Origin of the sequence: Tsukamurella sp. USMM236, from assembly GCF_037148755.1 — a bacterium.
In the GTDB taxonomy this organism is placed as follows: Bacteria; Actinomycetota; Actinomycetes; order Mycobacteriales; family Mycobacteriaceae; genus Tsukamurella.
Window position 1 is genome coordinate 528,722 of record NZ_JBBCSS010000004.1, and the last position, 13,592, is coordinate 542,313.

A 13,592-nucleotide genomic window follows, 5' to 3' on the forward strand; every position below is an offset into this window, starting at 1 on the left:
CGATCATCGTGCGGGCAGATCCATCCGCGCCAGCCGCGCCGGGTCGATGATGGAGACCACGTCGACGATCCGGCCGCCGACCACGGTGCACGCCATGAGCCCGACCGGCTTCCCCGTGGGCCCCCAGACCAGGATCCCGGGCGACCCGTTCACGTTGACCCGGCGTGCCTCGATCCGGCTCGGGTCGCCCCGTCGCACCGCGTCGAGCACCGCGTTCGCGCCGATGGTGACCACCTCGCCGCGAGGCGTCCGGCGGGTCCAGGTGAGGTCGGGATCCAGCACCCGCAGCAGGGCCTCGAAGTCGCCGCCGCGCGCGGCGGCGAGGAAGGCGTCCACGACCGCGCGTTGCTCGCGGCGCTCGGCGATCGGCAACGGGCCGCCCTGCACCCGGCGCCGCGCCCTGCTCGCCGCCATCTTCGCGGCGTCGGGCGAGCGGCCGACGATGGCGCCGACCTCGGCGAACGGCACCGCGAACAGGTCGTGCAGGACGAAGGCCAGGCGCTCGTCCGGTTTGAGCGAGTCGAGCACCACCATCAGCGCGAGCCCGACAGCGTCCGCGGCGACGGCGACGTCCTCCGGCCCGTCGTCGTCGGTGACGATGGGATCAACGTCGTCGAACTCCGTCTCGGGGTGCGCCGTACGGGCGCGCAGGACGTCGATGCAGATCCGTCCGACCACGCGGGTGAGCCAGCCGCCCGGGTTCTCGATCGGCGGACCGTCGCACCGGTCGAGCCGCAGCCACGCCTCCTGGACCGCGTCCTCGGCGTCCGCGCGGGACCCGAGGGCGCGGGTGGCGACCGCGATCAGTCGCGGCCTGTGCTGCTCGAACTGCTCAGTGCGGTCCATCGTCGTTACCTTTCCATGCGGTGATCCGTCAGACCTGTGACGAGCCCGAACGGGCGAAGGTAACGAGAGGACACCGCCATGAACATCGCACTGTGGATCATCACCGCCGTCCTGGCCCTCGGCTTCACCGCCGGCGGCCTGGCCCTGCTCGCGCTCCCCCGCGATCGCTACCGGGCCCTCGGCGCGAACCAGCACTGGGTGGACGACTTCGGCGACGCCCACCTGAAGGCGATCGGGGCGATCAAGGTGACGGGCGGGCTGGGGCTGATCCTGCCCGCCGTCACCGGGGTGGCGACGGTGCTCTCACCCCTCGCCGCGTGCGGGCTCGCCCTGTTCATGTCGGGGGCCGCGACGACGCGGTTCCGCCGCGACGAGTGGGGGTACATGGCGGGCGACATCGTGTTCATCGCCGCCCTCGCGTTCGTGGCCTGGGGCCGGATCGCGCTCGCGCCGTACGGCGCCTGACCTGTTGACGACACAATGCGTAAGTAGTAACTTACGCATTGTGTCCGTCGCAGCCGACCCCTGGTCCGCCCTCGCCGATCCCACTCGGCGAACGGTCTTCGCGCGGGTGGCTGCCGGCCCCTGCTCGGTCACCGAGATCGCGCGGGACCTGCCGGTCAGCCGCCCCGCCGTCTCGCAGCATCTCCGCGTCCTCCTCGACGCGCACCTCGTCGACGTGCGCAAACAGGGACGCGAGCGCCTCTACCGGCCCCGGCCCGACGGGCTGGCCGCCCTGCGGCGCGAGCTCGAGGGCTACTGGACGCAGACGCTGACCACGTTCAAGCAGCTGGCCGAACAGGCCTATGCCGAGGAAGGGAATCCACCGTCATGAGTGCCGCATCGTCCGCCCCCACCGCACTGCAGGTCGACATCACCGTCGACGTGCCCATCGATTTCGCCTATCGCGTGTTCACCGAGCGCTTCGACGAGATCAAGCCGCGCGATCACAACCTGCTCGCCGTGCCGATCGCGAAGACCGTGCTCGAACCGCAGGCTGGCGGCACGATCTACGACGTCGGGACGGACGGCACCGTCTGCACCTGGGCGCGCGTACTCGCATGCGATCCGCCGAACTCGCTGACGATCAGCTGGGACATCAGCCCGCAGTGGCAGATCGAGACCGATCCCACGCGGACCAGCGAGGTCGAGATCCGCTTCGTCGCCGAGACTCCGGAGCGCACCCGGGTCGAGATCGAGCACCGCCACCTGGACCGGCACGGCGAGGGCTGGGAGCAGGCGTCCGCCGGGATCGGTGGCGCCAACGGCTGGCCGCTGTACCTGGACCGCTTCCGCGCGGTCGCCGAGGGCGGGGCGGTGCAGTAGTCGCCGACACCTCAGGATGTCGAGTTCTTCGAGCATGGAGGTGCACCTGAGCACGTCTACGGGTCCTGGGCTCGAATTCCTGAGGCATTCAGGTCGGCGACGGCCCGCGCGACGAGCTCTGCGCGCCGCTGCGGAGTGCGGGCCTTGAGCAACGTGAGGATCACGGCGTAACGATCGGACCGGCTCAGCGCCTCGAACGCCGCAGCAGCGGCGGGGTTCTCGGCCAGCGCCGCCTTGAGATCGGGTGGCGTCTCGGCGGTGCGCTGGGACGCGTACGCGGCGTCCCAGCGCCCATCCGCCCGCGCGGCGTCGCGCTGCGCGTAGCCCGCCGGCCGCACCCTCCCCGCGGCGGCCAGCGCCTCGAACTTCTCCACGTTGATCCGCGACCACGAGCTGGTGCGGCGCCTCGGCGAATAGCGCTGGAGGAAGGAGTCGGCGTCGTTCGACCTCCGCTGCCCGTCGATCCAGCCGAAGCAGAGCGCCCCGTCCAGCGCGTCCTCGATCGTCAGCCCCGGAACCGCGGATCCTCGTCGCGCGATCCGCAGCCAAGCCTCCCCCGCGTCCGCATGGTGGTTTTCGAGCCAGCGCTCCCACTCATCGACGGTGACGAATTCCAGTACATCCAGACCACCGCTCCGCACGCAGTCACCACGTGAACCGCTCGGGATGGGCCTGAGCCTCTCTCCGAACCCTGTCGAGGTTGGTCGCAAACATCCTCGTGTTTCCGCACCCGAGAGATACGACCGCGGCCAACTCCGACAGAACGTTTGCCCATACTGTCTGCGACATCGGATGTAGTCCGGCACCCCACACGGCGAGATTCCCGACCTGGGTGCCGCCGCACAGCTCGCAGCGAGGCAGACGCGTCGGAGGGTAAGGAGAGGCCACACGCCATACCTACCACAAGGATCGGCTTGTCGGCTCGAAGGAACAAGGAACTCTGAGTGGGCCCCGTGGGACTCGAACCCACAACCAACGGATTAAAAGTCCGGAGCTCTGCCAATTGAGCTAGAGGCCCTAGCGCCGGTCAGTCTAGCGACTGACCGGCGACGGGACATGCGCAGGGCCGGGTCAAGACGCCGCGGCGTTGACCATCCAGTGCACGCCGAAGCCGTCGATGCACATGCCGAAGGTGTCACCCCACGGTGCCTGCACGAACGGGACGGTGACGGAGCCGCTGGCCGACAGCTTCTCCCACCACCCGGTGAGCTTCGCGAGGTCGTCGCCCGACAGGGAGACGGAAACGTCGTCACCGACGTTCCGCGGCATCCCGGTCGGTGTATCGGCGCACATGAGGGTGAAGCCGTCCGCCGTGGTGAGCTGGCCGTGCATCACCTTGGTGGCGTCGTTCGGGTCCGAGAGCATTTCGGGCGGCATGCCCTCGAAGGTGGAGATCTCGAGCTCGCCACCGAAGACGTCCCGGTAGAATTCGAGCGCCTCGCGGGCGTTGTCGGAGAAGCTGATGTAGGGGTTCAGGCGTACGGTCATGCCCCTGATTCTGCTCCCGTGGACCGACAAGTTCATACAGTTCGTCCAGCGGATTCCGCCCGTTCACCCCCGCGACCGACCTCGCGGGCAGCCTGGCGGGATGCAGCCGATGCACATCGTTCAGCTGGCGAACTTCTACGGGCCCCGTTCCGGCGGCCTGCGGACCGCCGTGGACCAATTGGGCGCGGGCTACGTCGACCGCGGACACGCCGTCACGCTGGTGGTCGCGGGCCGCGGGCACGACGACGAGGTGCTGGACTCGGGCGTCCGCCGCATCACCGTCCCGGGCCGCAAGTTCTTCAAGGTGGAGGGCTACCGGGCCGCCAGCCCGGTCCTCATCCGCCGGCTCCTCCCCCGCCTCGGCGCCGACAGCCTCGAGGTCTCCGACCGCCTCACGCTGCGCGGCATGGGCCCGTGGGCGAAGGCGCACGGCATCGGCTCGATCATGATCAGCCACGAGCGCCTGGACCGGATGATCGAACTCGGCGCCCCGCTCCGCGTCGCGACCTGGGCCGCCGACGTGGCCAACCTGGGCACGGCCCGTAGCTACGACTCGGTCGTCTGCACGACGGCCTTCGCCGGCGAGGAGTTCGCCCGCGTGCAGGCGCCCAACGTCGAGACGGTGCCGCTCGGCGTCGACCTCGCGACCTTCCGCCCGGACCGCGCCACCCCATCGGCGCGCGCCCGCTGGGCCACCGGCGCCGGGAGCGGAGCGAGCGGGCCGCACGACACCGCTGCGGACGTCCTCCTCGTGCAGTCCTGCCGACTCTCGATGGAGAAGCACCCGGCGCGCGGGATCGAGGTGGTGCGGGCCCTCGTGGCCGACGGTGTCCGCGCCCGCCTGGTGATCGCGGGCGACGGCGCGATGGCCGACGAGCTGCGGCGGCAGGCCCGCGGTCTGCCGGTCACGTTCACCGGGCACCTCGCGGACCGCGACGCCCTCGCCGACCTGCTCGCGGCGGCGGACGTCGCAATCTGCCCCGGCCCGCACGAGACCTTCGGGCTCAGCGCGATGGAGGCGCTGGCCTCCGGCACGCCGATCGTGGTGTCCCGCAACAGCGCCCTGGCCGACGTGACCCGCGACGGGTGCGGGCTTCCGGCGGCCGACACGGGGGCCGCCTTCGCCGCGGCCGTGCGGGCGGTCCTGGAGCGCGACGAGTACCGCACGGCCGCGCGGGCATGTGCCGAGCAGTACACCTGGGACCGCGCGGTGGACGCGATGCTGGACCTGCACCGGGCGACCGCGCAGCGGCGGATGTTCCTGCGCGGCGGACGGTCAGCGCAGCCGGTCGCCCGTTTCCGCGTGGAAGAACAGCGCCTGCTCCGCCGCCGGGACGAGGCCGGTCTCCTCGCCGGCTCGTAGCGTCGACGCGCGGTCGGCGCGCGCCACGACGGGCTTGTCCTGACCGTCGACGGTCACGTAGACGAGCGCCTCGGCGCCCAGCTCTTCGACCAGCGCGACGGTGCCCTTCGCCGCGCCCGGGGTGCCCGCCGCGACCACGTCGAAGGCCTCGGGCCGCAGGCCGACGGTCACCGTCGCACCGGATTCGACGGTGCGCGGCACGGGCACGGTCGCACCGCCGAGGTCGGCGCCGGCGTCGGTGCGGGGCACGGTGAGCAGGTTCATGCCGGGCGAGCCGAGGAAGCCCGCGACGAAGGTGTTGACCGGGTCGTCGTACAGCTCGCGCGGCGGCGCGGCCTGCTGCAGCAGCCCGTCCTTGAGCACCGCGACGCGGTCGCCCATGGTCATGGCCTCGACCTGGTCGTGCGTCACGTAGAGCGTGGTGACGCCGAGTCGCCGCTGCAGCGCGGAGATCTGCGAGCGGGTCGAGACCCGCAGCCGCGCATCGAGGTTCGACAGCGGCTCGTCCATCGCGAAGACCTTGGGGTGGCGCACGATGGCGCGCCCCATCGCGACGCGCTGCCGCTGCCCGCCCGAGAGCCGCGCGGGCTTGCGGTCGAGCAGGGGCTCCAGCTCCAGCATCGCCGCCGCCTCGGCCACCTGCTTCGCCGTGTCCTCTTTGGAGACACCGGCGTTGCGCAGCGCGAAGCCCATGTTCTGCGCCACCGTCATGTTCGGGTAGAGCGCGTAGTTCTGGAAGACCATGGCCACGTCGCGCTTCTTCGGCGAGACCGCCGTGACGTCGACGTCGTCGATGAGGATCCGCCCGTCGGTGACGGCCTCGAGCCCGGCCAGCGCCCGCAGGCTGGTCGACTTGCCGCAGCCCGACGGGCCGACCAGCACGACGAACTCGCCGTCGGCGATGTCCAGGTCGAGCGAGCTGACCGAGGGCCGCTCGGCGCCCGGGTACTGGACGGTCGCACCGTCGAAACGCACCGTTGCCATGGTCTTCCTGTCACTCCTAGTTCGTACGGAACCGTTTGCTGCCGGGACTACTTCGGCAGCTTGGGCTTGATCTGCGAGTCGATCTTGCCCTGGATGGTCTTCTGCAGCGCCCCGAGCACGGCCGCGGCGTCGCCGCCGGTCGCGATCTGCTGCAGCGCCCGGCCGATGTCCTCGCCGCCGCCCGGCACGAAGACGCGGGCGTTGTCCTGGCTGCGGGTCAGCGGGAGCTGCTTGACGGCGGTGCCGAAGTTCGGGTTCTTCTCGATGAATGCCTTCATCGAGGGCTCGTCGACGGCGGCCTTGCGCACCGGCATGTACCCGGTGGCCTGCGAGAACTTCGAGGTGTTCGCCGTGTTGGTGAGGAACTCGATGAACTTCACCGCGGCGGCCTTGCGGTCGGCCGAGATGCCCTCGGCCACGGCGACACCCGCGCCGCCGGTGGGGCACGACTTGCCGGCGGGGCCGGGGAGGAAGGCGGTGCCGAGCTCGAACTTGGCGGTGGTGCTGATCGTCTTGAGCGAGCCGGTGGACTGCAGGGTGACGGCGGCCAGGCCGGCGCCGAAGTCGTTCTCCGGGGTGGTGGCCAGGCGGCCCCACTTGCCGATGACGTCCTTGAGCTGGTTCGCCGCGGCGATCGACTCCGGGGTGGTGAACTTGAGGTCCCAGCCGTCCGAGTAGGCGCCGCCCTTGGACCAGTTCCAGCCCTCGAAGACCCAGTCGATGTAGTTCTCGCCGTCGGCGATCACGATGGCCTTCTTGTCGCCGCCGATGGCCTCCTGGATGCGGGGTGCCCACTGCGCGAACTCGTCCCAGTCCTTGGGGCCGCGGTCCTCGAGGCCGGCCTTCTTCCAGACGTCCTTGTTGTAGTAGAACAGCGGCGTCGAGCGGGCGAAGGGCACGGCGTAGTGCTTGCCCTCGAACTTCGTGTCGGCGAGCAGGGAGTCGACGTAGTCCTCGGGCTTGAGGCCGGCGGCGCCGAAGAGGTCGTCGAGGGGCGCGATCTGCTTGTTCAGCGCGAAGTTGAACCAGGTGACGTCGGAGACGACGATGATGTCGGCCTTGTCGCCGCCGGAGAGCGAGGTCTGGAACTTCTGGGCCACCTGCTCGTAGTTCTTGCCGCCGTCGAGCAGCTCCACCTTGATGCCGGGGTTGGCCTTCTGGAACTCGTCGATCAACGCCTGCTCGGTCGCCTTCGAGCTGCCGGGGTGGTTGCTGAGGAAGCGCAGCGTGATGTCGCCGCCGCTGCCGCCGCTGCCCGAGTTCGACGAGCCGCCGCCCGAACCCGAGCCCGCGCACGCCGCCGCCACCGCCGCGGTCGCCGCGAGGCCGGTGACGAGGAATCCGCGCCGTGTGAAGTCGCCCATGAGTTTCTCCCTTGGTGTTTCTTCTGTGGTGGTCCCGGTCAGCCCTTGACGGCGCCGGAGGTCAGGCCCTTGATCATCTGCCGCTGCAGGATCAGGAAGACGATGAGCATCGGCAGGGCGGTGAGCAGGGTGGCCGCCATGACGGGCCCCCAGTTCACCCCCTGCTCGGTGTTCTGGAGCAGGGTGAGGCCGACGGGCAGCGGCGCGACGGCGGCGTTGTCCGACATGAGGAACGGCCAGAGGTACTCGTTCCACTCGTTCACCAGCGTGATGACCGCGAAGGCCACCATCGTGGGGATGGAGATCGGCAGGATCACCCGGAACAGCAGGCGCAGGTGACCGGCCCCGTCCATGCGCGCCGCTTCCACGATCTCCTTGGGCAGCGAGAGGAAGTGGTTGCGCATGAGGAAGGTGCCGAAGGCGACGCCCGCGAGCGGGAGAATGATGCCGACGAAGGTGTTGCGGTAGTCCGCCATGAGCGCGTAGTTCGAGATGACGGTGATCTGGTTGGGCACCATGAGCGCCGCGATCACGACGAGGAACAGCAGCTTCTTGAACGGGAAGCGCAGGAAGACCAGCGCGTAGGCGGTGCTCACGCCGAGGACGAACTTGATGGTCCCGGTGACGAGGGTGATGATCGCCGAGTTCCGCAGGTACTGCCAGTACGGGATCTCCTGCGTCACGTAGCTGTAGTTCTCGGGGTACCAGGTCGGCGGCCACCACGTCGCGGGCGAGACGAAGATGTCCGGCCGGTCCTTGAACGAGGTGATCACGATGAAGTACACGGGCACGGCCACGAGCAGCAGCGTCGCCGCCATGCCGAGGTAGCCGAGCGCCTTCATTCCGGTGGTGCCCGTGGGCGATCCGCTCACTTCTCGTCCCCCCGATCCATCATCCGCACCTGCACCACGGTCACGATGAGCAGCACGAGGAACATGATCGTCGCGATGGTCGCGCCGTAGCCGGCGCGTTGGTTCCGGAAGGTCTGCCAGTAGATGTCGAAGACCATCGTCGTGGTGCCGCCCTGCGGGCCGCCCGCGGGGAACATGATGTTGATGATGTCGAAGACCTGAAGGCTGTTGAGCAGCACGGTGATCGACAGGAAGTAGGTCGCGGGCCGTAGCTGCGGCAGCGTGACGCGCACGAACTTGCGCCACGGCGGCGTGCCGTCGATCGCGGCGGCCTCGTCGAGGTCCTTGTTGAGCCCCTGCAGCGCGGCGAGGTAGATGACGAAGGTGTAGCCCAGGTTCTTCCAGATGTAGGTGAAGGTCACCAGGAATAGCGCCCAGCCCGGATTCTGGTAGAAGTCCGGGCTCTCGATGCCGAGCCACGCCAGGATCGAGGCGACCGCCCCGAACTGCGGGTTGAAGACGAAGTAGAAGGCTGCGCCGATCGCCGCGCCCGAGATCACGAAGGGCGCGAAGACCGCGGAGCGGACCAGGTTGCGGCCCTTGAGGTTCTGATCGAGCAGCATCGCCAGCGCAAGGCCCAGCACCATGGAGAAGATGACCGCGCTCACCGTGAAGATCAGCGTGATCGTGACGACCTGCCAGCTCTCCGCCTTGGAGAAGAACTCGCGATAGTTGTCGAGACCGATCCACCGCGCCGGGTCCACGCTGGCGAGCGACCAGTCCTGGAAGCTCAGGCGCACGTTGTCGATCAGCGGGCGATAGGTGAAGACGGCCAGCAGCACCAGGTTCGGCACGACGAACAACAGGAACAGCAGGTTGTCCTTGAGTACCAGGTTGGCGGCCAGCCCCGTCTTGGGTGATGGCTCCACCCGTTCGGTCGTGGCGGTCACTGCCGTAGCGTGCTGCACTTCCCCGTCCGGCGGAGGAAGAACGGGAAAAGATTCGGTAACGAATTCATGATCGCACGGGGGCGGTGCGGCCGCCCGGCATGACAGATGTCATCGGGAATCGGTGACAACCTGCGGGAAACCGCTGACAGCGCGCACTACTGGGCGGCCCGGATCGCGGACAAGCTGAATGCATGAACGCCAACGATCTCCACACCGCCCACCGTCCCGACCATCCGCCGGCGGCACCGTCGTCCGGCGGGCTGCACGACTTCTTCGTCGACGTGTGCCGACTCGGCCCCGCCCCGACCCGGGCCCGCGAGGGCGCCGTGATCGTCGCGACGGTCGTGCTCATCGCGCTCGTCGTGGTCGTGCTGCAGCCGCCCGTCGTGCTGGCCTCGATCGTCGCCGGCGTCGCCGCGCTGCACCTCGCGGTGCGGTGGGTGCTCGGCATGCGGAAGTGGGACCGTCGATGAGCGCCCCCGCGTCCGCCCCCGGCCCCGTCATCGAGGCGACCGGTCTGCGCCGCACGTACGGCACCGGCGCCGACGCCTTCGAGGCCGTCCGCGGCATCGACCTGCGCGTCGAGGCCGGCGAGGTCTTCGCGCTCCTCGGCACCAACGGCGCCGGCAAGACCTCGACCCTCGACCTGCTGGAGGGCCTCGCCCGGCCCAGCGCCGGCGAGCTCGCCGTCTTCGGCCTCGACCCGCACGCCGAGCGGCGCCGGGTCCGCCCGCTGACCGGCATCATGCTGCAGTCCGGCGGCCTGCCCGCCGAGCTGACCGTGCGCGAGACCCTCGAGATGTGGCGCGGCACCTGCAGCAACCCCACCACCGCCGACGCCGTGCTCGACCGCGTGAACCTGCGCGAGCGCGCCGACGTCCGGGTGGGCGCCCTCTCGGGCGGCGAGCAGCGGCGCGTCGACCTGGCGTGCGCGCTCATCGGACAGCCGCGGCTGCTGTTCCTCGACGAGCCGACCACCGGCCTCGACCCCGAGAGCCGCCGCGCCACCTGGAAGCTGCTCAGCGAGCTCAAGCGCGACGGCGTCACGATGGTGCTCACCACGCACTACCTCGACGAGGCCGAGGCGCTCGCCGACCGCATCGCGATCATGCACCGTGGCGCGATCGCCCGGCTCGGGACGCTCCGCGAGATCGTCGGCGGCCACCCCGCCGAGATCTCGTTCGACGACCCCGGCGTGCCCCTGCCGTCGCTCGCCGACGGCTGGTCCGCCGCGGCCGACGGTGCCGGCCGCGTCACCCTGCGCACCTTCCGGTTGCAGGACGACCTGCACGCCCTCCTCGGGTGGGCCGCCGGCCGCGACCTCGCGCTGTCCGGGCTGCAGGCCCGGCACCCCTCCCTCGAGTCCGTCTTCCTCACCATCGCGAGCGGCGACGAGACCGTCGCCGACGAGCCGATCGGAGCCCCCGCATGACCGCCACCACCGCCGCGACCCCGTCCGCGCCCGCCGTCGGATACGGCCGGCACCCGCTGCGCGCCCTCGCGCACGCCGAGTTCCTGCAGTTCCGCCGGAACAAGACGCTGCTCTTCATGGGGACCGTCTTCCCCATCGGGACGCCGCTACTGCTGTTCTTCCTCGCCCGGGGCGATGCGGCCCCGAAGCCGCTCGGCGTGGCGATCACGATGGAGATGTTCGCCGTCTTCGCGCTGCTGTTCGTGCAGTACTACTCGGTGCTGTCGATGGTCACGACCCGTCGCTCCGAGGGCGTGCTCAAGCGCCTGCGCACCGGCGAGTCCTCCGACCTGCAGATCCTCGCCGCCCCCGCGGTGCCGGGCATCGCCCTCACCGTGCTCGGCGCGGTCATCGTGGCCGGCGCCGTGTACGGCGCGGGCGGGCCGCTGCCCGTGAACGCCCTGCTCATGGTGTTCGCGCTCGCCGCGGGCCTGGTGATCTTCACGCTGCTCGCACTCGCCACCAGCGCCATGACCAAGAACGCCGAGGCCGCGCAGATCACGTCGATGCCCGTCATGGTGATCTCGATGGTGGGCATGGCGAACATCCGGCAGATCCTCCCGGACCGGCTCGCCCTGATCGCCGACTGGACGCCCTTCGCCGCGATCTCCGACCTCATCCGGCTGGGGCAGGCGGGCCTCGCGCCCGGCGCGCCCGACGACGCCGCGACGCTCGGCTTCGCCGCCACCTTCGGCGAGACCGGCCGCCCGCTTGCGACACTGGCGGTATGGACCGTGATCGCAGTCATCCTCGCGAAGAAGTGGTTCCGCTGGGACGACCGCGGGTGACGCCCGTTGCCGTCCCTCGTCCTCACTCGGAAGTGGTTCCGCTGGGACGACCGCGGGTGATCGAGTGATCCCCGCCCCGCTGCGCCGCGTCGTGGCGTGGTGGCGGGACATGCCGGGTGTGGAGAAGTACCGCCTCTACACCCGGCTCGTCCTGCAGAGCGTGATGGTCGGCGTGGTCACCATGCTCCTGGTCAGTGGCACCCGCGCCTGGCCGGCGATCGGCATCGTCATCGCCGGCCTCGCCTCGATCGCGGGGATCGAGGCACAGCCCGACCTCGCGATCCGCGCGACCGACCGCCAGCGACGCCTCGCCTGGCGGTTCGCGGTCGTAGGGGTCGCCGGCGTCTGGCTGGCCACCATCGTCGCCGCCCGATTCCCCGGCGTGGACAAGAACGAGGCCGCGGTCACCGCATCGATGACCTTCTTCATGGCGTCCGCGGGCGTGATCCCGTTCGTGCGGCACCGCTGGTTCGTCCTCGTCGCCGGCGCCGTCCTCACCCCGCTGCTCACCCGCGGGCCCGAAGCCTGGCAGGTCAGCTTCCTGCTGCTGGTGGTGGGGGCCGCACTGATGTGGACCTCGCGCAGCACCGTCTGGGGCATGCAGATCCTCACCGAGCTGGAGAACGGCAAGCGGCTCGCGGCCGAACTCGAGGTCGCCGAGGAACGCCTGCGCTTCTCCCGGGACCTGCACGATGTGGTCGGCCGCGCCTTCTCCGCCATCTCCGTCAAGAGCGAGCTCGCCGCCACGCTCGCCCGGGCGGGCGCCGTCGAACGCGCCGCCGGCGAGATGGACGAGGTCAAGGCCCTCGCGGTCTCCTCGATGGAGGATGCCCGCACCCTGGTCCGCGGCTACCGCGCCATCGACCTCGCCACCGAGGTCGCCGGAGCCCGCTCCCTGCTCTCCGCCGCGGGCTGCGAGCTCCGCGTCATCGGCGAGCCCGACGAGATCCCGCCCGCACTCCACGAGGCCGCCGCCTGGGTCGTCCGCGAGGGCACCACCAACATCGTCAAGCACTCCACGGCCACGCAGGCCGTGCTCACGCTGCGCCCGTCGGGCCTGGTCCTGCGCAACGACGGTGCCGGCCCCGCGACCGGGGGCGACGGCGCACCGTCGGGCATCGACGGGCTGCGCGGGCGGCTCCGGGCGGTGGGCGCGGCACTGGACGCCGCGCACGACGGCGACGAGTTCACCCTGACCGCAACCTGGGAGGCGGCATGACCGAGACACCCGAGATCGAGGTGGTCATCGCGGACGACGAGCACCTGATCCGCACGGCCGTGGCCGCGCTGCTCGACCTGGAACCGGACATCTCGGTGGCCGCGGAGGCGGCGTCGGGCACCGAGCTGATCGCGCTGTGGGAGCGCCGCGTCACCGAGGGCCTCCCGCCCGCGGTCGCGGTGATCGACCTGCAGATGCCCGGCCCGGACGGCATCGACACCGCGGCCGAGCTGCTGCGCCGGACGCCCGGCGCCGCGACGCTCATCGTGACCAGCCATGGACGGCCCGGCTACCTCAAGCGCGCCCTCGCGACGGGGGTCCGCGGCTTCCTGCCGAAGACGGTGCCGGCGGCCACGTTGGCGCAGGTCATCCGCACCGTCCACGGCGGCGGGCGGTACGTCGACCCCGAGCTGGCGGCGGAGGCGATCAGCGCGGGCGATTCGCCACTGACCCCGCGCGAGGCCGACGTGCTGGAGTTCGCCGTCGACGGCGCGTCGGTCGAGGAGATCGCGAAGCGGGCGCACCTCAGCGCGGGCACCACGCGCAACTACCTCTCGTCCGCGATGGCGAAGCTGGGAACCGCGAACCGGTACGAAGCGGCGGTGCGGGCCCGCGAGCTCGGCTGGATCCTGTGACCCTCGTCTCGGTGTAACGTACCCACGTCCCATGGCGATGCACCTGGTGCGTCCCTTACCCGAAAGGGTCACTTTCCGCTGGGGACGTTGAGTACAACGACCGAAGTGCGTAGACTTTCGGGATAATCTGGAACTGATCCAAACGTCGAAAGAGGAATGATGTCGACCCGCCAACTGACCCAGCTGGAGCTCCTGCAGGAGCTCTCCGGTGTCGCCGAGGACAACGTCAACCGCCATCTCTCGATGACGAAGGACTGGAGCCCCCACGACTACATCCCGTGGTCGGACGGCAAGAACTTCGCCGCCC

At 70.3% G+C, this 13,592-nt stretch carries 17 protein-coding genes and 1 tRNA gene; 10 read left to right on the plus strand and 8 right to left on the minus strand.

The features are described 5' to 3' along the window. Window positions 1-3: 3 nt before the first annotated feature. Window positions 4-846 carry a sigma-70 family RNA polymerase sigma factor gene (locus WFK95_RS16775; RefSeq protein ID WP_224647370.1) on the minus strand — a complete coding sequence of 281 codons (843 nt, stop codon included), beginning with the start codon at window positions 844-846 and terminating at the stop codon, window positions 4-6. Window positions 847-924: 78 nt separating this feature from the next. Between WFK95_RS16775 and WFK95_RS16780 the strand changes: the two genes are divergently transcribed. From WFK95_RS16780 to WFK95_RS16790, 3 genes are read left to right on the plus strand one after another with little or no spacing between them, the layout of a single operon-like run. Beyond that, window positions 925-1,311, plus strand: a complete 387-nt coding sequence (locus tag WFK95_RS16780) for a DoxX family protein (protein ID WP_336671295.1) — start codon at window positions 925-927, stop codon at window positions 1,309-1,311. 40 nt (window positions 1,312-1,351) lie between these two features. Further along, a complete protein-coding gene (locus WFK95_RS16785; RefSeq protein WP_336671296.1) occupies window positions 1,352-1,681 on the plus strand; it encodes an ArsR/SmtB family transcription factor in 330 nt (109 codons plus the stop codon). Then, window positions 1,678-2,172 carry an SRPBCC family protein gene (locus WFK95_RS16790; RefSeq protein WP_336671297.1) on the plus strand — a complete coding sequence of 165 codons (495 nt, stop codon included), beginning with the start codon at window positions 1,678-1,680 and terminating at the stop codon, window positions 2,170-2,172. Before WFK95_RS16785 ends, WFK95_RS16790 begins: the two co-directional genes overlap by 4 nt. A 56-nt stretch (window positions 2,173-2,228) precedes the next feature. On the opposite strand, the gene WFK95_RS16795 is transcribed toward WFK95_RS16790, so the two are convergent. The 3 genes from WFK95_RS16795 to WFK95_RS16805 all read right to left on the minus strand — a co-directional run bounded on the left by WFK95_RS16795 (window position 2,229) and on the right by WFK95_RS16805 (window position 3,660). Beyond that, complete coding sequence (locus WFK95_RS16795; RefSeq protein WP_336671298.1) at window positions 2,229-2,813, minus strand: YdeI/OmpD-associated family protein; 585 nt, start codon at window positions 2,811-2,813, stop codon at window positions 2,229-2,231. Between the two features lie 304 nt (window positions 2,814-3,117). After that, window positions 3,118-3,190, minus strand: a tRNA-Lys gene (locus WFK95_RS16800). 53 nt (window positions 3,191-3,243) lie between these two features. Continuing rightward, window positions 3,244-3,660 carry a VOC family protein gene (locus tag WFK95_RS16805; protein WP_224647380.1) on the minus strand — a complete coding sequence of 139 codons (417 nt, stop codon included), beginning with the start codon at window positions 3,658-3,660 and terminating at the stop codon, window positions 3,244-3,246. A 109-nt stretch (window positions 3,661-3,769) separates the two neighbouring features. Between WFK95_RS16805 and WFK95_RS16810 the strand changes: the two genes are divergently transcribed. After that, the gene (locus tag WFK95_RS16810) at window positions 3,770-5,023 is read left to right on the plus strand and encodes a glycosyltransferase (protein ID WP_443081567.1); all 1,254 of its coding nucleotides are present in this window, start codon (window positions 3,770-3,772) and stop codon (window positions 5,021-5,023) included. Here WFK95_RS16810 and WFK95_RS16815 read toward each other — a convergent pair. The 4 genes from WFK95_RS16815 to WFK95_RS16830 are packed head-to-tail and all read right to left on the minus strand — an operon-like array spanning window position 4,937 to window position 9,172. Further along, entirely contained in the window at window positions 4,937-6,007 is a 1,071-nt protein-coding gene (locus tag WFK95_RS16815; protein WP_224647382.1) for an ABC transporter ATP-binding protein, read from the minus strand. The two genes, WFK95_RS16810 and WFK95_RS16815, sit on opposite strands and share 87 nt — an antisense overlap. 47 nt (window positions 6,008-6,054) lie before the next feature. Continuing rightward, window positions 6,055-7,371: an ABC transporter substrate-binding protein gene (locus WFK95_RS16820; protein WP_336671300.1), complete on the minus strand. Its 1,317-nt coding sequence runs from the start codon at window positions 7,369-7,371 to the stop codon at window positions 6,055-6,057. Window positions 7,372-7,409: 38 nt separating this feature from the next. Next, entirely contained in the window at window positions 7,410-8,213 is an 804-nt protein-coding gene (locus WFK95_RS16825) for a carbohydrate ABC transporter permease (RefSeq protein ID WP_224647399.1), read from the minus strand. 26 nt (window positions 8,214-8,239) lie between these two features. Then, a complete protein-coding gene (locus WFK95_RS16830; protein ID WP_336671301.1) occupies window positions 8,240-9,172 on the minus strand; it encodes a carbohydrate ABC transporter permease in 933 nt (310 codons plus the stop codon). A gap of 191 nt (window positions 9,173-9,363) precedes the next feature. Here WFK95_RS16830 and WFK95_RS16835 point away from each other — a divergent pair, with 191 nt between their 5' ends. The 6 genes from WFK95_RS16835 to WFK95_RS16860 form a co-directional block, all read left to right on the plus strand. Then, window positions 9,364-9,645, plus strand: coding sequence for a hypothetical protein (locus tag WFK95_RS16835; RefSeq protein WP_224647387.1), 282 nt, complete (start codon window positions 9,364-9,366; stop codon window positions 9,643-9,645). Further along, on the plus strand, window positions 9,642-10,604 hold the full coding sequence (locus tag WFK95_RS16840; protein WP_224647389.1) for an ABC transporter ATP-binding protein: 963 nt from the start codon (window positions 9,642-9,644) through the stop codon (window positions 10,602-10,604). The genes WFK95_RS16835 and WFK95_RS16840 overlap by 4 nt, the downstream gene beginning before the upstream one ends. Continuing rightward, entirely contained in the window at window positions 10,601-11,431 is an 831-nt protein-coding gene (locus WFK95_RS16845) for an ABC transporter permease (protein WP_224647391.1), read from the plus strand. The genes WFK95_RS16840 and WFK95_RS16845 overlap by 4 nt, the downstream gene beginning before the upstream one ends. 64 nt (window positions 11,432-11,495) lie before the next feature. Further along, complete coding sequence (locus WFK95_RS16850) at window positions 11,496-12,650, plus strand: sensor histidine kinase (RefSeq protein ID WP_224647393.1); 1,155 nt, start codon at window positions 11,496-11,498, stop codon at window positions 12,648-12,650. Beyond that, on the plus strand, window positions 12,647-13,285 hold the full coding sequence (locus WFK95_RS16855) for a response regulator transcription factor (protein ID WP_224647394.1): 639 nt from the start codon (window positions 12,647-12,649) through the stop codon (window positions 13,283-13,285). Before WFK95_RS16850 ends, WFK95_RS16855 begins: the two co-directional genes overlap by 4 nt. A gap of 156 nt (window positions 13,286-13,441) precedes the next feature. Beyond that, on the plus strand, window positions 13,442-13,592 hold a 151-nt coding region (locus WFK95_RS16860; RefSeq protein WP_336671311.1), incomplete at its 3' end, for an acyl-ACP desaturase.